Origin of the sequence: Nocardia yamanashiensis NBRC 100130, from assembly GCF_001613325.1 — a bacterium.
GTDB lineage: Bacteria > Actinomycetota > Actinomycetes > Mycobacteriales > Mycobacteriaceae > Nocardia > Nocardia yamanashiensis.
This window is the reverse complement of the sequence record NZ_BDCD01000017.1, coordinates 49,868-74,980: the sequence shown is the minus strand read 5'-3', so window position 1 is coordinate 74,980 and position 25,113 is coordinate 49,868. Positions and strand designations below refer to the sequence as shown.

Genomic DNA, 25,113 nt, shown 5'->3' with positions numbered 1-25,113 from the left:
TTGTACAAAACCGACACGTTGATCGCCTACCCTGCGCAACATGACCGAGGTGCCGGGGCAGGCGACGATCGGACAGGCCGCCGGGCGCGGCCGGGTGCTGGCGTGGGGGTTCTGGGATTGGGGTTCTTCGGCTTTCAATGCCGTGATCCTGACCTTCGTGTTCTCGGTGTATCTCACCGACAAGGTGGGCGACGACCTGCCCGGCGGCGTCTCGGCCAGCGCCTGGCTGGGCTGGGCGCTGGGCATCGCCGGTCTGCTGGTGGCGTTGACGGCGCCGGTGAGCGGGCAGTGGTTCGATGCCACGGCGCGGCGCAAGCTTTCGCTCGGCATCCTCACCGGGCTGACCGTGCTGGCTACGGCGGGAATGTTCTTCGTCAAGGACGACCACCACTATCTGTGGCTGGGCCTGGCGCTGCTCGCAATCGGGTCGGTGTGCTTCGAATTGGCGAATGTGCCCTACAACGCCATGCTGCGGCAGGTCTCGACGCCCGCCACGGTGGGCCGGATCTCCGGGTTCGGCTGGGCGATGGGCTATTTCGGCGGCATCCTGCTGCTGCTCATCTGCTATTTCGGCTTCATCAGCGGCAAAGGGGACTACCGGGGACTGCTGGGAGCGCCCACCGACGCGGGTCTGAACATCCGGCTGGTCGCGGTGCTGGCGGCGGTGTGGTTCGCGGCCTTCGCGGTCCCGGTGCTGCTGTTCGTGCCGGAACTGCCGCGCACCGATGCCGATCCGGGTGCGGCGGTGCGGCCGGCGCGCCGGGGTCCGGCCGGATGGCTCGCGGGCCTCGGACAGTCGTATCGGGTGCTGTGGCGCGATATCCGGGAGTTGTGGCGCGAGGACCGGCGCATCGTGGGCTTCCTGCTGGCGAGCGCCGTCTTCCGGGACGGGCTGGCGGGCGTGTTCACCTTCGGCGCGGTGCTGGCGGTGCGGGTGTACGGCATCGCCGATTCCGATGTGCTGCTGTTCGGCATCGCCGCGAATGTGGTTGCGGCGCTGGGCGCATTGCTGGCCGGCCGGTTCGACGACGGGGCCGGGCCGAAGATCGTCATCGTGGTGTCGCTGGCGGCGATGATCGCCTGCGGGCTGGTGCTGCTGGTGGTGTCGGGCGCGCTCATGTTCTGGATCTTCGGTCTGCTGCTGACCGTATTCGTCGGTCCCGCACAGGCTTCGGCGCGCTCGTTCCTGGCGCGGCTGGCTCCGCCGGGACGCGAGGGGCAGCTGTTCGGGCTCTACACGACCACCGGCCGCGCCGTATCGTTCCTGGCCCCAGCGCTTTTCGGGTTCTTCGTCTGGGTTTCCGGATCCGATCGGGTCGGCATCGTCGGTATCGTGCTGGTGCTGGCCATCGGGCTGGCGGCGCTGCTGCCGGTGCGTTCGCCGGATCGAATCGCCTGAGCCGCAATGGTTTCGGCGCGATAACGGCTCAGGGCCGCCACGCCCCCATGCCGAGCGCGATCAACCGCACCTGCAGTACGGCGCGCTCCACGATGCGCCCGCGTTCGCGCGGTTCGGCGATCACGTAGTCGGCGATCCGGTCCGCCACGGTGGACACGATCAGGTCCGCCGCCAGCTCCAGATCATCGGGTGACCAGGCGTCCAGCGCCCGCACCCGGGACAGGTCGACCACCAATTCCCGCACGATGAGCTGCATTTCGACCGCGATGGCGCTGCGCAGCGCCCCCGACCCGCCGTGCCGTTCGCGCAGCAGGAACCCGTAGAGGTCGCGTTTGCCGGCCACCTGGTCGAAGACGAACCGCACCGTATCGCCGAGTTTCGCGTTCGGATTGCGCCGCATCTCGCGCAGCGCCAGCCGCAATTGGCGCACGCCCTCCTCGACCAGGCTGGTGCCGAGTTCGTCGAGCGAGGCGAAGTGCCGGTAGAACGCGGTCGGCACGATGCCCGCGGAACGGGCGATCTCCCGCAGCGACAGCGCCGCGAAACCCCGGTCGGCGGCCAGTGCGAGGGTGCCTTCCAGCAGCGCCGCGCGGGTGCGTTCCTTGCGCTCGACTCGGGTAGCTGCCTGCTCGCTCACGTCGATGAGCATACATGCGTTCACATTCGTTCCATTCGCGATATGTCGTGTGGGTCACACGAACTGCCGGTTGAACTGGAGTGCCTTCACCCGGCAGACTATCTCAGTGTACAGATGTGCACCGAAATGATTCGGAATCGACTTCGGGGGCATATCGAACAGCGAAGAGGCGTCGCACAGCCCGGCGACGCGACAGGAGGCTCGCATGGTCGGACTCATCGACCTGGTGCAGAAGACACTGACCACCCCGCATCCGCTGGACCGCTACCTGGAACTGGTGCGCCCCACCCTGACCCTGCGCGACATGCGGGCGGAGATCACCCACGTGCGGCGCAGCGCGGTCGGGTCGGTCACCTTGACCCTCAAGCCCACCCGGCAGTGGACGGGGCACGCCGCCGGCCAATACGTGCAGCTCGGCGTGGTGATCGACGGTGTCCGCCACGTCCGCTGCTATTCCCCGGTCAATGCCCAGGGCCGCCGCGACCGGCACATCGAACTGACGATCAAGGCGCATCCGCACGGCCTGGTCTCCAACTACCTGCACGAGCACGCCATCCCGGGCATGGTGGTGGATCTCGAGCCGGCCGCGGGCGTGTTCCACCTGCCCGAGCCCCGGCCCGAGCAGCTGGTGCTGATCAGCGGCGGCAGCGGCATCACCCCGGTGCTGTCCATGCTGCGCACGCTCGCCAACGAGAACTATCGGGGCCGGGTGCTGTTCCTGCATTACAACCGTTCTCCCGAATGGGTCCCGCACCGCGCGGAACTCGAGGCGATCGCCATGCAGCACAACAACATCCGGGTGGAATTCCGCTACCCGGAGACCCAGCAGCACGCCCCGTTCGGCTACGACGAACTGGAAAGCCTGGCGCCCTGGTTCTCCAGCGCGCAGACCTACCTGTGCGGCCCGCCCGGCCTGATGGCCGCCGTGCGTACCGTCTACGAGGCCGAGCAGCTGGGCGAGCGGCTGCACAGCGAGGAGTTCACCCTCACCACGGCCGTGTCCGATCCGGCCGACGCCGAGGGCAAGGTGACCTTCTCCGGTAGCGGCGTGATCGCCGAGAACACCGGCTCGACCCTGCTGGAGCAGGCCGAAAACGCCGGTCTCACACCGGAATACGGCTGCCGCATGGGTATCTGCTTCACCTGCACCGCGGTCAAGCGCAGCGGCTGCACCCGCAATCTCAAGACCGGCGAGCTGGACAGCGACCCGGACACGTCCATTCAAATCTGTGTCAGCGCCCCCGTCGGGGACGTCGACATCGCCCTCTGAACGGAGCTTCGACATGGCGATTCTCACCGAAACCAAAGAGGGGCCGTTGGTCCTCAGCGTCGAGCAGGTCGAGGAGATCGGCCGCGAACTCGATGCCCTGCGCGCCCGCGTCACCGCCGACCTGGGCGATCGCGACCGCGAATACATCTACAAGATCATCAAGACCCAGCGCGGGCTGGAGATCGCCGGGCGCGGTCTGCTCTACCTGGGGTTCCTGCCGCCGTTCTGGCTGGCCGGCGTGGCCGCGCTGAGCGTGTCGAAGATCCTCGACAATATGGAGATCGGCCACAACGTCATGCACGGCCAGTGGGACTGGATGCGCGAGCCGACGCTGAATTCCCGTGCGTTCGAATGGGATACGGTCTGCCCGGGCGACCAGTGGCGGCACTCGCACAACTACATGCACCACACCTACACCAATATCCTCGATATGGACCGCGACATCGGTTACGGCATCTTGCGGGTGGACGAGGCGCAGAAGTGGAACATCCTGCGGCTGGGCAACCCGGCGTACGCCTTCATGCTCATGATGGCGTTCGAGTGGGGCGTGATGGGCCACGACCTCGAGGTCGAGAACATCGTGCGCGGCAAGCGCAGCTGGTCCGATATCAAGGCGCTGGTCACCGGGCAGTGGAAGAAGGCGTCCAAGCAGGTCCTCAAGGATTACGTGGTGTTCCCGGCGCTGACCGGGCCGCTGTTCCTGTCCACGCTGGCCGCCAACTTCACGGCCAATATCGTCCGCAATATCTGGACGTTCTCCATCATCTTCTGCGGGCACTTCCCGACCGGCGTACAGACGTTCACCCAAGAGGAGACGGCGAACGAGACGCAGGGCGAGTGGTACGTGCGCCAGATGCTGGGCTCGGCCAATATCACCGGTAGCCAGCTGTTCCACATCATGTCCGGGAACCTCTCGCACCAGATCGAGCACCACCTGTTCCCCGACCTGCCGGCCAACCGCTACCCGGAGATCGCGCCCGAGGTCGAGGCGCTGTGCAAGAAGCACGGCCTGCCCTACAACACCGGCCGTTTCTCGAAGCAGATCGGCTCGGTCTGGGGCAAGCTGTTCAAGCTCGCGCTGCCGCCCGCACTCGTGAAGAATTCGCCCGCACCAGCTGTTATCGTGATGCGTCGGGGGATGGCTACCGAAGTGGGCGTGTAAATGATCGGAAAATTCGAAAGCAACAAGGATCTGATCCAGGAACTGACGTCGTCGGGCGCGAAGCACGTCGGCAATATCGCGAACATCATCACCGGCACCGTCGCCGAGGTGACGCGCGAGATCGGCGACTGGATCACCGACGCCATCGAGATGCGCGAGGCCGCGGCCGCCGCGGCGCAGGACGCCCGGGCGCAGCGCGCCGCGGACTCCGGCGACGATCTCGATGACGAGTCGGAAGCCCCTGTGGCACAGGACTTCTCGGCCCCGCGGGCGCGTCCCGCGGAGCCGGGCGAGGTCATCGACGCCGAAGTCGTCGACCCGCGCAAGTTCTGACTACCAGACCGGCAGGCGCCGGCGGTGCTGAGCCACCTCGGTGATCAGATCCTTGTAGCCGTCGGCGAGTTCGGCGAGCCGGTACCACTGCAGGTGGGCTTCACTGTCCACGCTGCGGTGCGGCTTGTCCTCGCTGACGCGATGGGGACGGGTGGGTCGTCGTGACCGCCCGTCCCCGGTGTTTTTCGGCGGGCGCGTCCCGGCCCCGGGCGTGGCGCCCAAAGCCTGTTGCGCCGCAACCCATTTCGCGGCCATTCGATCGATGACCGCCCCGAGTGTCTCGGTATGCAATGAGGCCCCCGCGCGATGCGGGATGTTCACCGCCACCCAATCGTCGATGCGCGCCACCAACTCGCCTCGCCGTTCGTCGATGTCCTCTACGAGTTGGCTGCAGGTCGCCACGCGGGTGGGCGTGGCGCCGGCGGCGTGCGCGGCCTGCAGGGCATTGGCCCTGCGTTCGTGGCATTGCACCAGTTCGTGGGCGGCTTCGAGCACGTCGCGGTCGCGACGGTCGGCGGTTACGGGTTCCCGGAAGGCGCGCAGCAGCGTCGATGGCGAGGGAAGTTCGGCCCCGAAACCAGCTCCGGTGTAGTCGGTTGCCATGTATTCCCACCCTTTGGCTGTGCTGAAGTGGATGCGCCAGGGCCGAGGGGGTTTCGGGGAGGGGCTCCCCTCGGCTCCGGCGCAGTACCGCATTCCGGAACGCACAGCCCACCAACCAAACGACACGGTGAAGAAACCGGGAAATCCGCGACGATGCGATGGGGAAGACTGTCCGATAATGCGGGACATATTCAGGAAAGCGCGATAGTCGAACGGGCGCAACCATCCGGCGCGTGATCGGCGAACCTGCCTGAAAATCGTTATACAGCATTACGACTCGGTTACACGGGTGCTGCGTTTGGTGGCGGATCGACACCTCTGACCGGGGTGGATGGGGCTGGTGGGACTCGGCGCCGGGATGGAGACCGCCGGGTCTACGCGCCAGTAAGTTACTGAGGCTTATGAATAGCTATCCGTCCGGCGTGCCGGACGCGTGACGCGCCGTAGTCCGTTAGCCTCGATATTCGTGCCAGCCTATGCGTCATCACCCGAGCTGCGTTTCGGTTTCATGTTCGCACTGGAAGACCCGGAGCGAATCGCCGAAGTCGTGCGCAATCTGATCGTTCGCCGGACGGTGTCGGTGTTCCGTCTGGCGCATCTGTCCGACGACAACGGACCGCCCGAACGCTACGTCGTGAACTGGGCGGCGCTCCCGCAGATCGCCGTCACCACCGCCGCGCCGGATCCTGACGAATTGCGTTCCAGCGGAACGATGCTGGTCAACGCGTTCCTGGGGGAAGACGGTGAGGTGAGTCTGTACTCGGCGGACGGGCCTGCGGCGCACTAGCTTCCGCCGGTGTGTCGCAGCACACACCGCCTCTTAGTTACCTCTCAGCTACTGGCAAGGGCTCCTTAAGGCTCCCTCGGCAGGGTGGGTCCAGTCGCCAACCGGAGATCCCGGCGGGCGGCGAAACCAACAGAGAGGTTGAAAAATGATTCCGGTCATCATCAATACTGGTAGCGCTGCCCTCGACGGCCTGTTCAGCACCGGTTCGGCGGCGCTGAGCGGCATTCTCAACACCTTGTGGACCGGCTCGTTCGGTCGTTAATCGCATTCTTGCGAAGGGTTTTCGGGCGAACCGCCCCGGGTGGGATTCCATCCGGGGCGGTTTTTCGTACCCGAACCGGTCGTGCCCGGATCGGCTGCGGAGATCCGGGCTCAGCCGGCCAGCGCGGGGGCGCGGCGGGCGCGCAGGATCTGCTCCAGCAGTGCCACCAGCACCAGCTTGACCGATTCCCGGTCGCGGGCATCGCAATTCATCAGGTGCACGGTGGGCGCCAGGTCCAGCGCCTCGCGCACCTCGTCCAGTTCGAAGTCGCGCGCGGTGGCGAACCGGTTGACCGCCACCACGAACGGCGTGCGCCGCTGCTCGAAGAAGTCCAGCACCGGATAGCAGTCCTCGACCCGTTCGGTGTCGACCATGATGACCCCGCCCAGCGCGCCGTCGAGCAGGTCGTCCCAGAGGAATTCGAAGCGTTCCTGACCGGGGGTGCCGAAGAGGTAGAGCACCAGGCTGGTATCGAGGGTGATGCGGCCGAAGTCCAGCGCCACCGTGGTGGTGGTCTTGCCGGTCGCCAGGCCGGGATCGTCCACGCCCATCGAGACGGTGGTCATGGCGGCTTCGGTGGCCAGCGGCTCGATTTCGGAGATGGCGCCGATGAGAGTGGTTTTGCCGACGCCGAAGCCGCCACTGATCACGATCTTGACCGAGGAGGCCAGCGGCGCCGGCGCGATATCTTCAGAGGGCCCGAACAAGGTCTCTAATCCTTTCCAGAGCGGCGACCGACAGCTGGTTCGGTTCGTTCACCGCGGCATGGCCCGCCGAGACCAGGTCGCTGACCAGCACCCGCGCCACGCCGACCGGAACCCGCAGGGCGGCACCGATTTCGGCGATGGAGTGCGGGCGCTGGCACAGGCGCACCACCCGCTCCAGTTCGAAGTGCAGGGGCGCGGACAGGGCGGCCGGGGTGGCGCGCACCAGGGTTTCCAGGCGCAGGCCGTCCACCAGGGGGGTGGTGCGGCCGGAGGTCATCATGAACGGGCGGACCACCTGCTCGTCCACTTCGTCTGCGGCGGAGGGCTTCTCGTCGCGCACCGCGTCGCCGCGCACCACCGGGAAAGCGCCGGTCCAGCCGGTGGTGTGGTGCGGCGCGATCATGCGCGGATCCGGTAACCGGTGCGAATCGTTCATCGGGCCAGCGACTCTCGTAATTCGGTGATCAACGCCGGGGTGAGCAGCGCTCCGGCGCGATCGGCCAGCACCGCCATCTGGTAGCCGACCAGTCCGACATCGGCGTCGCTGTCTGCGATGACGCCGATACAGCTGCCGTTGGCCATGGCCGACACCAGCAGGAAGCCGCGGCCCATTTCGATCATGATGAGGCGCAGGCCGTCGAAAGCGTAACTGCGCGAAGCGCTTCGGCCCAGGCTGGTCAGGCCCGACACGATGGCCGCGAGCCGGTCGGCCCCCGTCCGGTCCAGCCCGTCGGACATGGCCATGAGCAGCCCGTCGGAGGACACCGCGACGGTGTCGCGCACGCCGGAGGTGGTGCGCACGAAGTCGGCCAGCAGCCAGTTGAAGGTGTGCGGGTCGGTGTCGGTGTAGTGGGTGGTCACCTGCGGTCCTCCTGTGGAATCGATCCGGGTACTGGCGGCACGTCCCGCTCACCGCGCTGATGCCCGGCCCGGAACCCGGCCAGCATGCCGCGCACCGCCTCCGGAGAGCGTTCGGCGATCGGCGCGACGGGCCGGGCGCCCGTTTCGGGCTGGGCGCCACCCGGAGTGGCGCCCGAATTCTCGCGAGTCTTGCGCTCCCGCTTGACGAGACCGTTTCGCGTGCGTTGCACGCCCGGAACGGATTTCGCAACACCGGCCGACACCCCGTTCGCGCCCACCGAAATCTCACCGTCACCGGCGGTCCGCACCCCGCTGCCGCCCGATCCCACCCCGCGCGTGGACGAGTCGTCGCGCTCGTACCGTCCGGCCGCGCCGTTCGGGCCGCCGGATGCTCCGGCCGCGTCCACCCCACCGGACCGGATCACCCGAGGCTGCGGCCGGTCCTCGGCGTTGTCGAAAGCGGTGTGGGCCGAACGATTTTCGCCGGACGGCGGGAAGCCGGCGGAGGCGGCGGACGAGCCGGTTGCGGTGGTGGGCAGGGAGCCACCCGCTGCACCGGACGAATGCGCGCGTTCGTCGGGTGCGGATCCGATCGACTGGGGGCTGCTTGTCGCGCCGGGTGGCCGGACACGGCCGTTCGTGGAGCCCGCGGTGTGGTCCGTGAGACCCGGGCGGGCGGTGGAGCCGGTGTCGATCGGTTCGGGGAGGGCGACCAGCTTGATCGGGTTGTCGCTCACCGGGATCGGGTAGGAGCCGGTGACGTAGTCGGAGCGGGTGGCGGTGGCGGGTTCGACGAGCGCGCCGTTGGTGATGCCGGCCGGAGTCTGGTCGGCGGAGACGGCGGTGTCGAAGGGGTCGGCCAGGGCGAAGGGGTCGGCGGGGCCGGGAGCGACGGGCGCCGAGCGGTGGCGGCCGGTGGGGTCGGGTGCGGTGAGCGCGTCCTGGACCGGCGGGGCGGCAGCGTGTTTGGCGTCCACCGGGAAGGAAGGCGCGGGGGCGTTGGGGTCGGCCAGCAGGTCGGCGGGGAGGGTCATGCGGGCGACCACGCCGCTGGTGGGGGAGACGGTGAGTTCCACTTCGATGCCCAGGCGGCGGGCGAGGCGGCCGACCACGAAGTGGCCGAGGAAGCGGGTGGGGGCGACCAGGAAGTCGGCTTCGCCGCGCAGGCGGGCATTGGCGGTGGCGAGCTGGTCCGCCGGCATGCCCACGCCGTGATCGACGACGGCGAGCATGTAGCGGGGGCCGATGCGCCGGCCGTAGATCTCGACCTCGAGATCGGGCGGGGAGAACGACAGGCCGTTCTCGATGAGTTCGGCCAGCATATGGGCGAGTTCGCTGACCGACGCCCCGGCGATGGAGATCTCGTCCACCCGGCGCAGCACCACCCGGCGGTAGTCGTCGACCTCGGACAGGCCGGCCCGGATCACATCGGTGAGCGGGATCGGTTTGGCCCAGCGGCGCGGGGCGGATTCGCCGACCAGCACCAGCAGGCTTTCGGCATTGCGCCGCATGCGGGTGGCCAAGTGGTCGAGCTCGAACAGGTTGGACAGCGCGTTGGGGTCGAGTTCCTCGCGTTCGAAGTCGCTGATCAAGCCGAGCTGGCGGCGCACCAGGTTCTGATTGCGGCGCGCCAGGTTGGCCATGGACTCGGTGGTGTTGCGGCGCAGGCGCGCCTGCGCCGAGGCCAGTTCGTAGGCGGTGGTCTGCACGCGGTCCAGTGCGTGCGCCACCGAGACGATCTCCTCGCCCGCGGTCTCGGCCGCGCGCACGGGTTCCGGTGCGGGCGGCTCGGTTCCGGAATCGGCGTGCCAGGCGGCGATGAGCTGCGGCAGCCGCTGTTCGGCGACCGCGTCGGCCTCCTCGGCGAGCGCGGCCAGCGGCCGCACGATGGCGCGCACGGTCGCCACCACCAGCCCCACCTGCGCGGCCACCGCGAACAGCGCGGCCAGCACGTACAGCGTCAGCACCATGGCCGCGTCGCCGCGCAGCTCGGCGGCGCGGTCGCGGATCTGGCTGCCCACCGACTGCTGCACGCCGCGTTCGGCATCGATGACGGAGGTCATCTGCTTCCACCAAGCGCGCGGATCGACCGGTTCCAGCAGCGGCCCGCGCACCGATCCGATGGCCACCGCCTCCGATTCCGCCGCCCGCACCGAATCATCGCTGCGCATGGCCGAATACAGCTGGGACCGCTGCCCCGGTGTGGCGTCGCGTTCGAAAGCGCTGATCGCCGCCTGCTTCCCGGCCCGGATGTCCAGGAACTGCACGTATTCGCCGCCGCCGAACTCGCCCGCCGCGAAGACGCCGTTGAGGAAGCCGCGTTCCTGCGCGGTGAACTCCTTCACCTCACCGAGCGCGTACAGCGTCTGCAGACCGCGCCAGAGCGAATCGTCGTCGGCCTGCTGCGCGCCCGGCCGCGCCTGGTTCAGCGCCAGAATCGCATTGGTGTAGAACGAGAACGAGGTGCTGCGGTCGCTGCGCCGCGCGTCCACGTCGGCGCGATTGGCGGTCACCCCGGACAGTCGCGACAGCGCCGTCCGCACCTGATCGGACCCGGGCGCTTCCTCGGCGAGCGCCCGATTGAGCTGCTGCAGTGCGGCGTCCACGGCGGCGCGCTGCGCGGTCACGCTGTCGCGCAGCGAATTGTCGCCGCCGAGCAGGCCGTTGGTGAGACCGCGTTCGCGCTGCACCTCGTGCACCAGATCCTGCGCCGCCAGCGCCAGGTCGACCGAGCGCGCGGTGGCGCCGGTATCGCGATACTTCTGCACCTCGCCGGCGATGATCAGCCCGAGCAGGGCCAGCACCAATGTCACCGACACGATCAGAATTCGCCGCAGCCGGGAGCGAATGGTGCGCGGCCGGACGAATTCGGTTGCCGGAGTGAGCCTTCTGTTACCTCGCGGCAACGATTTGGCCGGACGCAGACCCACACTCACTCCTGAAAATCGGCCGCCGCGTGCCCGGCTGCACGGGCGTGCGGAGAATCATCAGCAACGTCGCACAGCCGGCCGGGCGCCGCAATTCGAGCGATGGCACTTGTGGTGCGCGGAACTCCGGGCCGTATGCGCTATGACAAATCTGCTCACAAATATGTGAGAAGCAGATGTGGTCTCCGCATCGTGGGGGAAACAATGGAGTGAACAACGGCTCACGCCGCTCGCGCGAGCGGCCGTGAAGTGACTTATTCGCGAACTTCGTTCGATTTCACCGCGGTTCATTCCGCCCGGTGGAATACCGGCCCGGCCGCCTCGTAGATCCGCCGCACCACATCCTCGATATCGGGTTCCTCGATGGACAGGTCGCGCACCTCCGCCCGGGCCGACACCGCGGCGAGCAATTGCGCGGCGGTGGTGATCTCGGTGTCGAAGGCCAGCCGCTGTCGCATGCCCGCGCCCTCGCTGCCGAGCAATTTGGATCCGGGCAGATCGGTGAGATCCGGTGTGGGCTCGGCCAGGTCGACGGTCAGCACCCGGTGCGCGCCGACGGTGGCGGCCAGCCCGGCGAGCGAACCGTCGTAGGCGAGGCGCCCGTGATCGACCACCAGCACCCGTTCGCACAGCCGCTCGATATCGCCCATATCGTGCGTGGTGAGCAGCAGGGTGGTGCCGCGTTCGGCGCGCTCGTAACGCAGGAACTCGCGTAATCGCTGTTTGGACAACACGTCCAGCCCGATGGTGGGTTCGTCCAGGATCACCAGTTCCGGCGAATGCAGCAGCGCCGCAGCCACTTCCGCGCGCATGCGCTGTCCCAGCGACAACTGCCGCACGGGCGTATCGAGGGTGCCGCTCATTTCCAGCTGCTCCACCAGCTCCCCGGTGCGGGTGCGGGCGGCGGCCGGTTCGAGGCGGTGGATGGCGGCCAGGATCGAAAACGATTCGCGCAGTGGCAGATCCCACCACAGTTGCGAGCGCTGCCCGAACACCACCCCGATCCGCCCGGCCAGTTCGCGCCGCTGCCGCACCGGGTCCAAGCCGCAGGTGCGCAGCCGTCCGGTGGTCGGCACCAGGATCCCGGTGATCATCTTGATGGTGGTGGACTTGCCGGCGCCGTTCGCGCCGATGTACCCCACCGCCGCCCCGCGCTCCACCCGGAAGCTCATGGCGTCCACCGCGGTGATCTCCTCGCGTCGCCGCCGCCAGCGCCCGCTCCTGCGGTGCAGTACGAAAGTCCTTGTCAGCTCTTCGATCTCGATGATCGGTATGCTCACCCGCCGCCTCCTTGATAGTGCCTGGTGCCCAGCCGCCACATGCACAGCGCGACCGCCCACACCCACACCGCCGCGAGCGGCGCGGCCCAGGCCAGCCAGGCCGGCAGTCCGGGCGGTCCGGGCAGCCCGAGCAAGGCGATCGCCGGCAGGTAGGAGGTGAAGGCCACCGGAACGAGAAAGCCGAACACGAGTTTCATCGGGCCGGGAAAGACCGAGGTGGGCTGCATGGACGCGTAGGAGCCGCCGTAGGTGAAGGAATTGGTCAATTCCGATCCGTCGATGAGGAAGAACTGCACTCCGGCGGCGGTGACGAAAAGCCCGGCGAAGATGGCGATTCCGGACAGCAGGGTGAGTCCGAAGAGCGCCAGATGCGCGGGCGTCCAATCGATGTCGTTGCGGGCCACGCCGAATCCGAGCACGGTGGCGGCCACCGCGATGCGCGCGATCCGGCGCAGCGCCAGATCGCTGGTCATCAGTTGCAGCAGCAGCGGTTGCGGCCGCAGGTAGAAGGCGTCCAGACGGCCTTCGCGAATATAGACGGGCAGCGTGTCGGCGTGCCCGACGAGCATGTCGGCGATCGCGAAACTGGTATTGCTGAGGCCGAAAAGCAGGAGCATGCCGGGCAATTCGAGGCCGCCGAGCTGGGGCACGTTATTGAAGATCACCCACATTTCGCCGAATTCCACCAGCCCGATGAGAAAGGCGCTGAAGACGTCGGCGGCGAAGGACACCGGATAGGCGCGCTGGGCGCGCAGCCGGGAGCCGATGACGGCGCGGTAGGGCGCGAACGCGGAGGGGCGGGCGTCAGCCACCCTGCACCTCCAGTTTGCGGCGGCCGGCGCGCAGCAGCAATTGACCGGCGGCGACCAGCACGACCATCCAGCAGCACTGCACGGCAAGCAGTTCCACGGCCGCAAGACCGGTCGTGCGACCGGACAGCACATCGATGGGCCATTGCAGCATGGACGGGAACGGAGTGGCGTTGGCCAGCGTGCGCAACCAGTCCGGGAACAGGTGCACCGGCGCGAACAGCCCGGCCAGGAAGGTGCCGAGGATCATGTGCAGCGCGCGCAGGCCGCGCGTCTCGACCAGCCAGAAACCGCCCAGGCAGACGGTGAACATGGACAGGTAGGACAGCGCCATGGCCAGCGCCATGCTGATCGCGCCCAGCAGATAGGGGCCGGGCGTGGCGGGGAAGGCGAGGCCGAAGGTGAGCGCGCCGAGCGCGACGCTGGGCAGTGCGCGCGGGATGAGGGTGGCCCCCGCGCGGCCGAGATAGTCCGCGAGCCCGGCCATCTGGATGTCGATGGGCCGCAGGAAGTCGATGGCGACGTCGCCGGTGCGGATGCGTTCCACGATATCGGGCACCACCCAGAAGGCGATGGCGCCGAGCAGTCCCTGTGAGAGCCAGATGTAGGCCCCGATGGTGCCGCTGTCGTAGCCGCCGAAGCCGTTGCCGGTGTGTACCGCCGCGGTCAGCACGGCGGCGCGCACGCAGCCGAAGACCAGGTTGGTGACCAGCCCGGCGAACATGGCCAGCCGATATGTCGATTGCCGGCGGAAGCCCGCCTTGACCAGCTGCCAGTAGACCCCCACCGCACTGCGCACAAGAGATTGACATTACGGGTGCGGCTCGTTCGCGGCAATCGGTAAGCTCGGATTCGCCGAAAACGGTCCGCGCTCCGGTCTGCCAGTGATAGAAACGTCAGCGTTTCACTTGCTGACCGCTAGGACCACCGATGACCATCGCAGAGACGACCGTTTTCGAGACGCTCGAATCCAATGTGCGTGGCTACTGCCGTTCCTGGCCCACCATCTTCGACACCGCCCGCGGCGCGTGGCTCACCAACGAGCACGGCAAGGACTACCTCGACTTCTTCGCGGGCGCGGGGGCGCTCAACTACGGCCACAACAATCCGGTGCTCAAGCGCGCGCTCATCGACTACATCGCGAGCGACGGCATCACGCACGGGCTCGACATGTCCACCGTCGCCAAAGCGCGACTGCTGGAAACCATCCGCGAGGTGCTGCTGGCGCCGCGCGGGTTCGACTACAAGGTGCAGTTCCCGGGACCGACCGGAGCCAATGCCGTGGAGGCGGCACTCAAACTGGCGCGCAAGGTGACCGGGCGCACCACCATCCTGAACTTCACCAATGCCTTCCACGGTATGAGCCTCGGCGCGCTGTCGGTCACCGGCAATGCCGCCAAGCGCGCCGGCGCGGGCGTGCCGCTGGTGCACGCCACCCCGATGCCCTACGACGGCTATCACGCCGCGGGCGACGATCTGTCCTGGATGCGCGCGGCCCTGGACGATTCGTCCTCCGGTGTGGACAAGCCCGCCGCGGTCATCGTGGAGACCGTGCAGGGTGAGGGCGGGGTCAATGTGGCGCGGGCGGAATGGCTGCGGCAGCTCGCCGAAATGTGCTCCACCCGTGGCATCCTGCTCATCGTCGACGACGTCCAGATGGGTTGCGGGCGCACCGGCCCGTTCTTCTCCTTCGAGGTCGCCGGCATCACCCCCGATATCGTGGTGCTGTCCAAATCCATCGGCGGCTACGGTCTTCCGATGGCCCTGGTGCTCATGCGCCCGGAACTGGACCAGTGGGCCCCGGGCGAGCACAACGGCACCTTCCGCGGCAACAACGCCGCCTTCGTGACCGCCGAAGCGGCGCTGCGGCACTACTGGTCCGACGGCGAACTGGAAGCCGCCACCCTGGTCAAGGGCGAACGCATCCGCGCCCATCTGACCGCCCTCACCGAAACCTTCGACGGTCTCAGTGTGCGCGGCCGCGGCCTGGTGAACGGCTTGGTCTTCGCCGACGCCTCGCAGGCCGCCAAGGTCTGCCGGGTGGCCTTCGACAACGGGCTGCTGGTCGAAACCGCCGGCACCCGGGACGAAGTCGTGAAACTGATGCCGCCGCTGACCATCCGCGAGGACGAGATCACGCACGGCCTGGGCGTACTCACCCAGGCCGTGGAGACCGTGCGCGAAAACTACTGAGTCACAAACAGACTCGGCGTTCGCGCCCATAGACGTCGGCCGCCGCCCACACCGGTGGCCGACCGGAGCCGGGTTCCCAGCTGCGGAGGGAACCCGGCTCCACTTATCGCTATCCGAACCTGTTGTGGAACCAGGCCAGCAGCTGCGCGTCGCCGACCGGGGCCTTGGTGGGATCGTCGGCGCTGGAACCGCACACCTGGATCTCCATCCGCGCCTCGGTCCGCACAGCCATCAGACAGGAGATCGAGACGGGCGCCTTGGCATTGCTGTTGTCGGTGTAGGTGAAGCAGAAGTACCGGCCGACGGTGCTGCTGCCCTTCTTCCACTCGCTGTCGGAGCTGCTGCCGCTGCAGGCGCGTCCGGCCGATCGGCTCAGATCGGCCTGATAGTTGCTGGTGGCCGTGGCGGCGTCCGAATAGCCGAACAGCGATGCGGTCGGCGTGCCCCGCGGACCGCTGCACCGCACCGCCGAGCCCTGGAATCCGATGCCGGGTTCGAAGTGGCGGCAGACGCTGGTGGTGAAACCGCCGCCGGATCGCGTGATCATGTCCCGCTCGGTGGCGGTGAAAGCGTCCGGATCCGCGCTGTTGCCGCCGATCTGCGCGATGCCGTACTTCGCCCAGAAGTCACGGTCGGCGATATTGCCGGGCCCGGCCCAGAAGTACATCGCCATGACCAGCTTCTCCTCATTGGTGATGATCAGACTGGGTTGCGGCGCATCGGGATACACCGTGGTGTCGGAATAGCAGCTCTGCCGGCCGACCTCCTTGCCGCCGATCAGTGACGGCCCGTCCTTGCCCGCCGCCTCGCCCGGGCAGTTCGTGCCCTTGAGGGAATCGACCGTCTGGTCGTAGTAGTTGTGCAGCGCGGTAGCGGATTTGAATCGGATGAACTGGGCGAGCGGGGTGTCCACCGCGCCGTTCGGCGCACAGGAGAAGCCCGCCACGGTGGTCGAATCGGGGTCGAGGTGAGCGCAATTGGCGCGCTTGTAACCGATGTTGTTGATCATCGACAGCAGTTCGATATCCGCGCCGCGCAGCGCGGTCGCATCGGCCACCGCGTTACCGGATCCGGTGCCCTGCCAGAACGCCCAGCCCGCGAATCCGGTCGAGGCCGCGAGCAGGACGATCACGCCGAGCAGTGCGGCGAGCCGGCGGCGACTCCGGCGCGGGGGAGCCGGCGGCGCGGTCGCGGGCGGTTCCAGCCGTTCGGTCGCGCCGGTCGGCCACGAACCCGAATGGTGGTTCCGCACACCCGGATTCGATTGCCCGCCCAGCGCGGCTCGCGCGGCCGCCGCCAGTTCTCCCGCGCTCTGATACCGATCGTGCGGATTCTTGGCCAGGCCGCGCGCGACGACGGCATCGAACGCCTCGGGCACGCCGGGGCGCAGACCGCTGGGCCGCGGCACCGGATCGAACAGGTGGGCGCGCATCAGCTGCACATTGCTGTCGCCGTGGAACGGCGGTGCGCCGGTGAGGCATTGGAACAGCACGCAGGTCAGCGCGTACACATCGGCGGCGGGGCTGAAGTCGCGGGCGCTGAATCGTTCGGGCGCCATATAGCGGAAGGATCCGACCGCGGTGCCGTCGCTGGTCAGCTGATCGTCCGTACTCGACTGCGCGAGACCGAAATCCACCAGGTAGGCGAAACCGTCGCGGGCGATGAGGATATTGTCCGGCTTCACATCCCGGTGCAACAGGCCCTCGGCGTGCGCGGCGTCCAGGGCGGATGCCAGCTGCTCGACCAGACCGACCGCGCGATCCGGGGCGGCGGGCCCGGCGCGTTCGAGGAGCGCGCGCAAGTCCTCGCCCTCGACCAGCCGCATATCGATGTACAGGTGGCCGTCGATCTCCCCGTAGTCGTGGATGGGGATCACGTGCGCTTCCCGAAGTCGCGCCGCCGCATGCGATTCCCGCTGGAAGCGCTGCCGGTACACCGGATCGTGGGCCAGGCGTTCGGGCAGCACCTTGAGCGCGACCACGCGATCCTTGACGGTGTCGTAGGCGCGGTACACCTCACCCATGCCGCCGCGGCCGATCAACCGGTCCAGGCGATACGGGCCGAATCGGGCGCCGACGGTGATGGATCGAGGCTGACTGGTCACGGAATCCCTGCTTTCCACCTGGCCGCGTGAAGGTTTTGGAACCACGCGCACAGTCCGCCTCGCTGCCGTCGGCCCCATCGTCGGAGATATCGAGCGGCGCGCTCGGGGTGTAAACGAGACAGGATTATTGGAAGTTGGTCCGGAACCAGGCCAATAGCTCGGCGTCGGTCTTGGGACCTGCTTCGGGGTAGTCGTGCTGGTGCGCGCAGATGACGTAGACCAGGCGCTGGTCGGTATGCATCGCTTGCAGGCACGGGCGCGCGCCGTTCTCGAAGGCGTTGTTGTTCGCGCAGAAGAAGCGGCCCAGGGCGGTCCCCGACTTACGCCATTCGGTGTCCTTCGCGGAACTGCCGTCACAGGCGTGGCCGGGCAGCTGGCTCAGATTGCTGTCGTAGAAAAGGCCGGCCGCACGGGCGGATTCGACGCCGAAGACAGCCACCAAGGACGGTCCGCCGGCGGGTGCTCCGCAGGCGACGAGCGCGTTGACCAGCGGACTCACCACGGCTTCGGTGTGTGCGCAGGCCGAGCGCGTGTACTTGCCGGTGCGGGCGAGCAGGTCGATGTCGGCCGGTTCGAAACTGTCCGGATCGTGGCGTTCGTCAGCGGCCACGAACTGCGCGTAGTTGTACTTGGCCACGTAGTCGCGCAGTGCCGTGTTCGCGGGTTTGGCGTAGGTGTAGACGGCCATGGTGAGCAGTGACTCGTCGGTGACCGCCAGCGCCGGTTGCGGGGCATCCGGATGCAGGCTGCGGTCGACGAAGCAGGCTTGGCGTCCGACGACCTTGCCTTTCACCGTGAGTGGGCCGTCCTTGCCCGCGGGCTGATCCGGGCAGGCGGTGGCCTGCATCGTGCCCAGCACCGAGGTCGCGTAGACACTCTGCAGCGCCTCGATGCTGCGGAAGCGCCAGAACTGGCCGAGCGGCGCATTGGTCGCGGCGTGGGCGGAACACCAGAACATCGACACGACCGTCGCGGCCGGTTGGTTGTGGTAGCACCGCGAGCGCCGATACGAGTACTGGGAAACCATGGGCAGCAGTTCGAGATCGGCGACGCTGAGTGCCGAGTCGTCGGCCAGCGGTGTGCCCGGCGCCGACTGCTGCCATTTCGCCCAGCCCGCGAATCCGGCGGAGGCGATCACCAGCAGTAGCACCGTCAGCAGCGTGGCGGCGCGCCGGGCGCGGCGGGCGAACCGTGGCTTCGAGGCCGGAACCGGTTTGTTTGCAACGGGTTCGGTCCTGCCGCTCAGCGCCGCGCGGGCCGCCGCCGCCAAGTCCCCGGCGCTCGCGTAACGGTCACGCGGTTCCTTCGCGAGGCCGCGTTCGAGCACCGCGTCGAAAGCCGGTGGGACGCCGGGGCGGACGCCGCTGGCGTGCGGGATGGGGTCGAACAGGTGGGCCCGCATCAGATGCACGTTGGTGTCGCCCGGATATGGCCGGCTGCCGGTGAGGCATTCGAACAGCACGCAGGCCAGGGCATAGACATCGGCGGCCGGGGTGTAGTCGTGGGAGCTGAACCGTTCGGGGGCCATATAGCGGAACGAGCCGACGGCGGCCCCGTCGGTGGTGAGGGAGGTATCGGTGGCCGATTGGGCGATGCCGAAATCGACCAGGTAGGTGAACCCGTCCCGGGTCAGCAGGATGTTGTCCGGCTTCACATCCCGGTGCATGAGACCGTCGGCGTGCGCGGCGTCCAGGGCGGCGGCCAGTTGCTCGATCAGCGCGACCGCGCGTTCGGGGGTCAGCGGCCCGACGCGCTCCAGCTGATCGCGCAGATTGTCGCCCTCGACCAATCGCATGTCGATGTAGAGGCGGCCGTCGATCTCCCCGTAGTCGTGAATGGGGATGACGTGCACCTGCCGCAGCCGCGCGGCCGCATGCGACTCGCGTTGAAAACGCTGCCGGTACAACGGATCCTGCGCCAGGCGCTCGGGCAGGACTTTGATCGCCACGACGCGGTCCTTGACGGTGTCGTAGGCCTGATAGACCTCGCCCATCCCGCCGCGCCCGATCAGTCGATCGAGCCGGTACGGGCCGAATTGCGAACCGACCGTGAGGGTTCGGCGCTGCTCGTTCATGTCGTGCTGCCTTTATCCGAGGCTTCGCTGGAACCAGTCGTCCAGTTCCCGCTCCGATTCGGGACCCAGATGCGGGTCCGCCGCTTGCAGGGCGCAGAAGATGCCCATCGTCCGGTACTCGTCGGGCAGGCTGATCAGGCACGGCCGCGCCGTCACCGGGTCCTGATAGCAGAAATAACGCCCGCCCTGATGGCCCTGCTCCGGCCAGATCCCGTCGGCGCGGTCGGCCCCGCCGCCGCACGGGTGACCGATGAAATCGGCGAGGTTCTTCTGATACAGCTTGGTCGCCGCATCGCGGTCCCCGAACCCCAGGAACACCGGCTTCGGCGAGCCGTTGGCGGTGGCGCAGTAGATGGCCGCGTTCGCACCGAACCCCACCGGAAGTCGCCCGCGCAGGCAATTGGCCGGCCGCCGGTCCTTACCCAGATTGACGAACAGCTCACGGTCGGCCGCGGTGAAGTCGTCCGGATCGCGGGCCTCGTCGGCGCGGCGGTACTGCCAATAGTCCTGTCGCGCTTCCCAATCCCGCAGCGGCTGTTCGGGGATGTCGTTCCAATAGAAGATGGCCATGGCGGGGATCTCGACATTGGTGATCGCGAACGCCGGGCGCGGACCGGGACCCAGCTTCTCGTTGAAATAGCAGGTGCGGCGGCCGAGCACGCAGTTCGGGCGCTTGAACCCGGGCCGCTCCACATAGGCGAGCAGCAGGCCGGCCGCGCCGAGCCGGACCGCGATCCGTCGTCGTCCGGTCATCCTGTGCACCCCCTCGAACCCCGCTAGCCGAACGCCTTCTTGAAGTAGGCGAGTAGCTCGTCCTCGGTCGCCGGACCGTGCTCGGGGTGATCGGCGGGCATGGTGCACATGTGGGCCAGCAGCCGCAGCCCGTCGTGCAGCGCGATCAGGCAGGTGGCGGGCAGGGTGGAGGTGGTGTCGGTGTAGCAGAAGAAGCGGCCGATGGGGCCGGACTTCTTGCGCCACACGTCATCCGGGCCCGTCCCGCCGCAGGCGTGGCCCGGGAACTGGGCCAGGTCGGCCTGGTAGAGCGAGTCGGCGGCGGCGCGGTCGGGGAAGCCGAACCAGGTCTTGGCCGGGCGGCCGAGTTCGGTGCCGCAGGTGACGACGGCATTGGCCGGACCGGCGGGGACGTCGGAATGGCGGCAGTTGCGCGTGCTGTAGTCGTCGCCCGCGTGCTCGAGCACATAGCGGTCCGCATCGGTGAACACGTCCGGATCCTGCGCGGCCTCCGGGGTCCGGAACTGTCCCTGGTCGTTCTTGGCGCGATAGTCGCGCAGCGCCTTCTGATCCTTGTCCCAGAAGTAGACGGCCATGGCCGACACCGTTTCATTGGTGAACACCAGGCTGGGCTCCGGATTGTTCGGCGAGACGGCCGTATTGTCGAAACACGTGCGCCGCCCCACCACCTTGCCGTCCACCGACGAGGGTGCGTCCACGCCGGCCGGATCGCCAGGGCAGGCGGCGGGATGCAGCCCGGCCAGCACCGCGATCTTGTACGACTCCTGCATGGCCGCCACCGAGCTGTAGCGCAGGAAACGGGCCCGCGGCGCGGACGAGGCCGCGTTCGCGGTACAGCTGAAGATGGCGATGGTGTCGGCGTCGGACTGTTCGTGCCAGCAGTTCCACCGCTTGTAGCCGGTGCCGCTGGTGAGCGCCAGCAAGTCGATATCGGCCCCGCGCAAAGCGGTGCCGTCGCCGCTCGCCACCCCGGCTCTGGTCTGCTGCGACCAGCCCCAGCCCGCGAAACCGACTGCCGCGCACACCAATACGATCACCCCCAGCATCGCGGTCAACCGGCGCGGCCGCCCGCGCCCCGGCCCCGGGGACCCGCCCGTGCCGTTCGCGGCGGATGATCCCGCACCGTCCGGAACAGATGATGACGAGTCCGGTTCCCGTTGCCCAGCGTGCGGTCCGGCAGCCGGACCGTTTCCGGCGGGGGTCTGCCGGACCCGCGCGGTGGGTGCGGTGAGCGCGGCCGGCGCCACCGGCCCGGTGAGGACCGTGGCCGCGCTCGCCGCGGTGGGGACGTCGAGCAGAGATTCCGGCGGGGCCGCGGCGGGGTCCGGTTGTACGGAAGTGGTTGCGGCCGGGGAGGATTCGGCGGCGACCGGACGCGCGCCGGAGCCGTCGGTGGCGTGCCCGGTCCAGGTGCCGGGGCCGGGCGGGGCGCCGGTGAGGGCGGCGCGGGCGGCGGCGGCCAGTTCGCCGGCGCTCGGGTAGCGCTGCTCAGGGACCTTCGCCATACCGCGCGCGATCACCGGGTCGAAGGAGGCCGGGACGGTGGAGCGCACCAGGCTGGGGCGGGGGACCGGATCGAACAGGTGCGCCTTCATGATCTGCGCGTCGGTCTCGCCGGAGAACGGGCGGGTGCCGGTGAGGCATTCGAAGAGCACACAGGCCAGCGCGTACACGTCGGCGGCGGGGGTGAGGTCGCGGACGGTGAACCGTTCGGGGGCCATGTAGCGGAAGGAGCCGACGGCATTGCCGGTGCTGGTCAGGCTGACATCGGTGCTGGACTGGGCGATGCCGAAGTCCACCAGGTAGGCGAAGCCGCCCTTGGTCAGCAGGATATTGTCCGGTTTCACATCGCGATGCAGCAGTCCGTCCGCGTGCGCCGCGTCCAGCGCCGCCGCCACCTGCTCGATGAGCGTCACGGTCCGTTCCGGCGATCCGGGCCCGGAGTGATGCAGCAGCTCGCGCAGGCTCTCCCCGTCCACCAGCCGCATGTCGATATACAGCCGCCCCTCGATCTCCCCGTAATCGTGAATGGGGATGACATGCGCTTCCCGCAACCGTGCGGCGGTCCGGGATTCCCGCTGGAACCGCTTGCGGTACACCGGATCCTGCGCCAGGCGCTCCGGCAGCACCTTGATGGCCACGACCCGGTCCTTCACCGTGTCGTAAGCCTCGTACACCTCGCCCATGCCCCCGCGCCCGATCAGCCGCTCCAGCCGGTACGGGCCGAACCGCGATCCGACGGTGAGCGGGTGTTGCGGACTGGTCATGGTCGTCCTCGGCTCCTCGTCGCGGATCCATTGTGGCAGTCCAGGGATCCGGCGCAGCAAGAATCACACGGATTACAACCGGTGACCACCGGGTTTCCCGGCGGCAACATCGGATGAGGCGGTCGATGGGCTCTCGTACCGCCCTGGTCCCCGTCCCCCATGCCCGAGGTGCTGCCGTGTCTTCGATTGCCGTGCAGGCCAGGCCCATTGCGGCCGGGCCGCGCGTACCCCGCCTGCCCCGGCTCTCCGCCGGCTGGCTCCGGCTGATCAGCCCATTGATCCTGGTTGCCGTGTGGCAGCTGGCCGCCGCGACCGGACTGCTGTCCGAACGGCTGCTGGCCTCCCCGGTCACGGTGGTGCGGACCGCCGTGGAGCTGATCCAGGACGGCACTCTCGCCGACGCGCTGAGCGTGTCGTTGCAGCGTGCGCTGATCGGATTCGTGATCGGCGCGGCGGTGGGCGTCGGCCTGGCGCTGGCCGCCGGGCTGAGCCGGGTGGGGGAGTACGTCGTCGACCCGCCCATGCAGATGCTGCGGACGCTCCCGTTCTACGGCCTGATCCCGCTGTTCATCCTGTGGTTCGGCATCGGCGAGCTGCCCAAGATCGTGCTGGTCGCCTTCGGCGTGGCGATTCCGCTCTATCTGAACACCTTCGCCGGCATCCGCGGCGTGGACGGCAAACTGGCCGAACTCGCGCAGGTGCAGCAGCTGGGGCGGGTCGCGCTGATCCGGCACATCGTGCTGCCGGGCGCGCTGCCGCAGACCCTGGTCGGCCTGCGGCAGTCCCTCGGCGTGGCCTGGCTGGCGCTGATCGTCGCCGAACAGGTGAACGCCGATGCCGGCCTGGGCTTCCTGATCAACGACGCCCGCGAATTCCTGCGCACCGACGTGATCGTGGTCGGCCTGCTCGTGTACAGCGTGCTGGGCCTGCTCACCGACGCCCTGGTCCGCCTGATCGAGAGGAGGGCGCTGGGATGGCGACGCGAGTTCGTGAGCTGACCAAGGACTTCGGCGACCGCCGGGTACTGCACGGCATCGACCTGGACATCCGCGACGGCGAGTTCGTGGCGCTGCTCGGGCGCAGCGGTTCCGGGAAGTCCACGCTGCTGCGGGCGCTGGCCGGATTGGACGGCGAGACCGGCGGCGAGCTGACGGTCGCCGGGGAAGTGGCGGTCGCGTTCCAGGAGCCGCGGCTGGTGCCGTGGAAGCGGGTGCGGGACAACATCACCCTGGGCCTGCGGCACGAAAACCCCAAGGACGCCGGCCGCGCCGCGCTGGCCGAGGTCGGGCTGAGCGAACGCGCCGACGCCTGGCCGCTCACCCTTTCCGGCGGTGAAGCGCAACGCGCCTCGCTGGCCCGGGCACTGGTGCGGGAACCCGATCTGCTGCTGCTCGACGAGCCCTTCAGCGCGCTGGATGCCTTGACCCGCATCACCATTCACGCGCTGGTGCTGGAGCTGTGGGACAAGCACCGGCCCGGCGTGCTGCTGGTCACCCACGATGTGGACGAGGCGCTGCTGCTCGCCGACCGGGCGCTGGTGCTGGCCGACGGGCGCATCGCCCGCGAGCTGCCCATCGAACTGCCGCGCCCGCGCCGCCGCGAGGATCCCGAATTCCTGGCCCTGCGTACCACGCTGCTCACCGAACTCGGTGTGCCGCAAGATATCCCAGAAGGACACCGATGATCACCAGACGTCTGTTCGCCGCACTCGCGGTCACCGCGGCCCTTGTCACCGCGGCCTGCGGGACGGGCGATGACAACAGCAAGGGCGTGAACGCGGACGGCACGGTGGACCTGTCGCAGGTGACGGTGCGGGTCGGCGATCAGAAAGCCATTGCGCTGCAAGCCCTGATGGAGGTTTCCGGCGAGGGCAAGAACCTGCCCTACAAGCTGGAATGGTCGCAGTTCACGGCCGGGCCGCCGATGCTGGAGGCCATCAATGCCGGCTCGGTGGATCTGGGCGGCGTGGGCAATGCGCCGCCGGTGTTCGCGGCGGCCGCCAAATCGCAGATCAAGATCGTGGCGTCGTATCGGGTCGGTCTGCAGGGGCAGGGCATCGTGGTGCCCAAGGACTCCGCCATCAAGGATCCGAAAGACCTGCGCGGCAAGAAGATCGCCGTCACCAAGGGCAGCTCCGCGCACTACCACCTGTTGAGCGTGCTCACCAAGAACGGCCTGACCTTCGCCGATATCCAGCCGCAGTACCTGCAGCCCGCCGATGCCCTGGCCGCGCTGTCCACCGGCCGGGTCGACGCCTGGGCGGTCTGGGATCCGTACGTCTCGCAGGCCGAGCACGACGGCAACCGGGTCGTCGTCAACGGTGAGGGCTACGTGTCCGGCGACAACTTCTACGTGGCCGGGACCAAGACGCTGGAGAACAAGGCCACCGCGGCCGCGGTCCGCGATCTGCTGACCCGCATCCAGCGCGCGCACTCCTGGATCAAGGCCAATCCGGAAGCCTGGGCGAAGGAATCCGCCGCCATCACCGGCATTCCCTACGACGTCACCCTGACCGCGGTGCAACGCGCGCAGTACCAGCATCATTCGCTCGACGACGCCACCATCGCGGGCGAGCAGCAGGTGGCCGACGCCTTCGCCGCCGCCGAGCTGATCCCGCGCAAGGTCGACATCAAGGAATTCGTCGACACCCGCTACAACGACCGCTTCAACTCCTGAGGACGATTC

General features: G+C 68.3%; 22 protein-coding genes. 9 read left to right on the top strand and 13 right to left on the bottom strand.

Translation table 11 applies throughout. The features are described from left to right. Positions 1-40: 40 nt before the first annotated feature. The gene (locus NY1_RS18765) at positions 41-1,399 is read left to right on the top strand and encodes an MFS transporter (protein WP_067714766.1); all 1,359 of its coding nucleotides are present in this window, start codon (positions 41-43) and stop codon (positions 1,397-1,399) included. Positions 1,400-1,427: 28 nt separating this feature from the next. Here NY1_RS18765 and NY1_RS18760 read toward each other — a convergent pair whose 3' ends face one another. Next, positions 1,428-2,048 (bottom strand): TetR family transcriptional regulator, encoded by a 621-nt coding sequence (locus NY1_RS18760; RefSeq protein WP_067714764.1) that lies wholly within the window; start codon positions 2,046-2,048, stop codon positions 1,428-1,430. Between the two features lie 193 nt (positions 2,049-2,241). On the opposite strand from NY1_RS18760, the gene NY1_RS18755 reads away from it, so the two are divergent. From NY1_RS18755 to NY1_RS18745, 3 genes are read left to right on the top strand one after another with little or no spacing between them, the layout of a single operon-like run. After that, positions 2,242-3,306, top strand: a complete 1,065-nt coding sequence (locus tag NY1_RS18755; protein WP_067714761.1) for a ferredoxin reductase — start codon at positions 2,242-2,244, stop codon at positions 3,304-3,306. A 13-nt stretch (positions 3,307-3,319) separates the two neighbouring features. After that, positions 3,320-4,468, top strand: a complete 1,149-nt coding sequence (locus NY1_RS18750) for a fatty acid desaturase family protein (RefSeq protein ID WP_067714758.1) — start codon at positions 3,320-3,322, stop codon at positions 4,466-4,468. After that, the gene (locus tag NY1_RS18745; RefSeq protein ID WP_067714755.1) at positions 4,469-4,801 is read left to right on the top strand and encodes a hypothetical protein; all 333 of its coding nucleotides are present in this window, start codon (positions 4,469-4,471) and stop codon (positions 4,799-4,801) included. It abuts the gene before it with no gap. On the opposite strand, the gene NY1_RS18740 is transcribed toward NY1_RS18745, so the two are convergent. Beyond that, a complete protein-coding gene (locus NY1_RS18740; protein ID WP_067714752.1) occupies positions 4,802-5,404 on the bottom strand; it encodes a DUF4254 domain-containing protein in 603 nt (200 codons plus the stop codon). Between the two features lie 466 nt (positions 5,405-5,870). Here NY1_RS18740 and NY1_RS18735 point away from each other — a divergent pair, with 466 nt between their 5' ends. Beyond that, positions 5,871-6,191 (top strand): hypothetical protein, encoded by a 321-nt coding sequence (locus tag NY1_RS18735; protein WP_067714749.1) that lies wholly within the window; start codon positions 5,871-5,873, stop codon positions 6,189-6,191. 372 nt (positions 6,192-6,563) lie between these two features. Here the strand turns inward: NY1_RS18735 and NY1_RS18730 are convergent, their stop codons facing one another. From NY1_RS18730 to NY1_RS18700, 7 genes are all read right to left on the bottom strand, one after another. Continuing rightward, the gene (locus NY1_RS18730) at positions 6,564-7,124 is read right to left on the bottom strand and encodes a GTP-binding protein (RefSeq protein ID WP_157762382.1); all 561 of its coding nucleotides are present in this window, start codon (positions 7,122-7,124) and stop codon (positions 6,564-6,566) included. Positions 7,125-7,143: 19 nt separating this feature from the next. Then, on the bottom strand, positions 7,144-7,596 hold the full coding sequence (locus NY1_RS18725; protein ID WP_067714743.1) for a DUF742 domain-containing protein: 453 nt from the start codon (positions 7,594-7,596) through the stop codon (positions 7,144-7,146). Further along, the gene (locus tag NY1_RS18720) at positions 7,593-8,021 is read right to left on the bottom strand and encodes a roadblock/LC7 domain-containing protein (protein WP_067714740.1); all 429 of its coding nucleotides are present in this window, start codon (positions 8,019-8,021) and stop codon (positions 7,593-7,595) included. Before NY1_RS18720 ends, NY1_RS18725 begins: the two co-directional genes overlap by 4 nt. Next, entirely contained in the window at positions 8,018-10,840 is a 2,823-nt protein-coding gene (locus NY1_RS45120) for a sensor histidine kinase (protein ID WP_067714738.1), read from the bottom strand. The genes NY1_RS18720 and NY1_RS45120 overlap by 4 nt, the downstream gene beginning before the upstream one ends. Before the next feature lie 395 nt (positions 10,841-11,235). After that, positions 11,236-12,228 (bottom strand): ABC transporter ATP-binding protein, encoded by a 993-nt coding sequence (locus NY1_RS18710; RefSeq protein ID WP_084535100.1) that lies wholly within the window; start codon positions 12,226-12,228, stop codon positions 11,236-11,238. Next, entirely contained in the window at positions 12,225-13,040 is an 816-nt protein-coding gene (locus tag NY1_RS18705; protein WP_067714735.1) for an ABC transporter permease, read from the bottom strand. The genes NY1_RS18710 and NY1_RS18705 overlap by 4 nt, the downstream gene beginning before the upstream one ends. Then, the gene (locus tag NY1_RS18700) at positions 13,033-13,836 is read right to left on the bottom strand and encodes an ABC transporter permease (RefSeq protein ID WP_067714732.1); all 804 of its coding nucleotides are present in this window, start codon (positions 13,834-13,836) and stop codon (positions 13,033-13,035) included. Before NY1_RS18700 ends, NY1_RS18705 begins: the two co-directional genes overlap by 8 nt. Positions 13,837-13,967: 131 nt before the next feature. On the opposite strand from NY1_RS18700, the gene ectB reads away from it, so the two are divergent. Further along, a complete protein-coding gene (gene ectB / locus NY1_RS18695; RefSeq protein WP_067714729.1) occupies positions 13,968-15,230 on the top strand; it encodes a diaminobutyrate--2-oxoglutarate transaminase in 1,263 nt (420 codons plus the stop codon). Between the two features lie 109 nt (positions 15,231-15,339). Here the strand turns inward: ectB and NY1_RS45310 are convergent, their stop codons facing one another. The 4 genes from NY1_RS45310 to NY1_RS18675 all read right to left on the bottom strand — a co-directional run bounded on the left by NY1_RS45310 (position 15,340) and on the right by NY1_RS18675 (position 22,428). Further along, positions 15,340-17,334, bottom strand: a complete 1,995-nt coding sequence (locus tag NY1_RS45310) for a serine/threonine-protein kinase (protein ID WP_067714725.1) — start codon at positions 17,332-17,334, stop codon at positions 15,340-15,342. Positions 17,335-17,458: 124 nt separating this feature from the next. Next, positions 17,459-19,408: a serine/threonine-protein kinase gene (locus tag NY1_RS45305; protein WP_067714722.1), complete on the bottom strand. Its 1,950-nt coding sequence runs from the start codon at positions 19,406-19,408 to the stop codon at positions 17,459-17,461. Between the two features lie 12 nt (positions 19,409-19,420). Then, entirely contained in the window at positions 19,421-20,161 is a 741-nt protein-coding gene (locus NY1_RS18680; RefSeq protein WP_067714719.1) for a hypothetical protein, read from the bottom strand. Positions 20,162-20,184: 23 nt separating this feature from the next. Further along, complete coding sequence (locus NY1_RS18675; RefSeq protein ID WP_067714716.1) at positions 20,185-22,428, bottom strand: serine/threonine-protein kinase; 2,244 nt, start codon at positions 22,426-22,428, stop codon at positions 20,185-20,187. A 176-nt stretch (positions 22,429-22,604) separates the two neighbouring features. Between NY1_RS18675 and NY1_RS18670 the strand changes: the two genes are divergently transcribed. Genes NY1_RS18670 through NY1_RS18660 form a run of 3 tightly spaced genes read left to right on the top strand, consistent with a single transcriptional unit; the run spans position 22,605 to position 25,104 of the window. Further along, complete coding sequence (locus NY1_RS18670) at positions 22,605-23,426, top strand: ABC transporter permease (RefSeq protein ID WP_439956024.1); 822 nt, start codon at positions 22,605-22,607, stop codon at positions 23,424-23,426. Then, complete coding sequence (locus NY1_RS18665) at positions 23,402-24,112, top strand: ABC transporter ATP-binding protein (protein ID WP_067714713.1); 711 nt, start codon at positions 23,402-23,404, stop codon at positions 24,110-24,112. The genes NY1_RS18670 and NY1_RS18665 overlap by 25 nt, the downstream gene beginning before the upstream one ends. Further along, complete coding sequence (locus tag NY1_RS18660) at positions 24,109-25,104, top strand: ABC transporter substrate-binding protein (RefSeq protein WP_174567206.1); 996 nt, start codon at positions 24,109-24,111, stop codon at positions 25,102-25,104. The genes NY1_RS18665 and NY1_RS18660 overlap by 4 nt, the downstream gene beginning before the upstream one ends. Positions 25,105-25,113: the final 9 nt, after the last annotated feature.